General features: G+C 42.9%; 1 protein-coding gene. It reads right to left on the bottom strand.

What is annotated here, in order from left to right; genetic code table 11:
* Positions 1 to 263 precede the first annotated feature (263 nt).
* On the bottom strand, positions 264 to 1,397 hold the full coding sequence (locus ACED53_RS23335; protein ID WP_017100807.1) for a flagellin: 1,134 nt from the start codon (positions 1,395 to 1,397) through the stop codon (positions 264 to 266).
* Positions 1,398 to 1,542 lie beyond the last annotated feature (145 nt).

The raw sequence follows: 1,542 nt of genomic DNA, 5'->3' as shown, positions 1-1,542 counted from the left end.
CTTCCGACGTCTCGGAAAACCAAGTAGTTATCTCTAAGTTACTTTTAATAACGGCGTGAATGCTGAAACCTTTAGAAAAAAAGCAACAAAATTAAAGAAATAGCGAGAAAGGAGAAGAAAGCGTGACTGGTAGTAAAATTATCAAAAAAAGATGAGAAAAAGGCTAAAGTTGTCGAAAAGTCAGCCGGGGGAAATATTGTGTTTTAATTAACCAAAGGACTTTAGTTAACCGATAATACCTTTATAAGAATTAACCTAATTTATTAGCCTAGCAGCGTTAAAGCTAAGTTCGGCGCTTGCTTAGCTTGAGCTAAAATAGTGGTACTGACTTGCTGCAGTATTTGTTGTTTGAGCATTTGAGTGGTTTCTTTGGCGTAGTCTGTATCTTTGATTCGACTGTTTGATGCCCCCAAGTTCTCATGAACATTTTCAAGGTTATTAATCGCATGGTCAAAGCGGTTTTGCATCGCCCCGAGTTCAGAACGGTGACTATCAACATACTTCATCGCTGTATCCAAAATAGACACGGCGCGCTGTGCGCCCCCAACATCAGTGACATTAATATCATCGACTGACTCGTAATAACCCGCCGACATCGAAAGCTCACTGGCTAATGAGCCTGAGAAAGAGATCGTGCCTGCCGTGTCTTCGCCTGACATGTAGATCTGAAGCTGCCCGTCATCATTGACGGAAGCCGAAACCAGATCCGTTTGACCATTGATATAAGTCGCTAGCTCTTCAATGTCATCGCCCGCCTTGGCATTAATGCTGATCTCTTGAGGCTGACCAAAACGATCGGTAAACGCCATCTTCATATCATTCTGGTTGGATTTAACTTCCCACGAGTCACTTGCCATGCCATTGGCAACATAGCTAAAGCCGCCCATGTTGATATCATCGGTGCGCATGTTTTTCAAACCTATCTGCACCGCCTCACCAGAGCTGCCACCGATTTGAAATGACGAGCTACCAAAGCTGCCGTTAAGGAGCTTTTTCCCACCAAATGAAGTGGTTTCCGCAATTCGGTTTAGCTCATCATTTAAGGCGGTTACTTCTTCTTGAATAGCCGTCCTTTCCGATTGGCTATTCGAACCATTAGTCGCTTGCAGTGACAGGTCTCGCATGCGTTGCATGATATTTGTGGTTTCATTCATCGCCCCTTCTGCTGTCTGCATAATGGAGATACCGTCGTTAGCATTTCGAACCGCAACATCGATGCCGCTCATCTGTGCTTCTAATCGATTAGAGATTTGTAAGCCAGCAGCATCGTCTTTTGCACTATTAATACGACTCCCTGAAGCCAAGCGCTCCAAAGATTGGTTCAGCATGTTATTGGCATTAGAGAGATTCCTCTGAGCCACTAATGCTGAAACATTCGTATTAACAGTTATAGCCATAGACCTTCACTTACAAAAAGATGAATAAAACTTACGATTGCTCTTGTATCGACCTATTTATATAAAACTTTAAAAAAAAGGAGCCATGAGGCTCTAATGCCGTTCACTTAAGAGTGAACGGCATTTTTGTTCTTAGCATACCGTT

Origin of the sequence: Vibrio sp. 1F169, from assembly GCF_041439605.1 — a bacterium.
Taxonomy (GTDB): domain Bacteria; phylum Pseudomonadota; class Gammaproteobacteria; order Enterobacterales; family Vibrionaceae; genus Vibrio; species Vibrio tasmaniensis_A.
The sequence above is the reverse complement of the archived record's forward strand: the minus strand, read 5'-3'. Positions and strand labels throughout refer to the sequence as shown.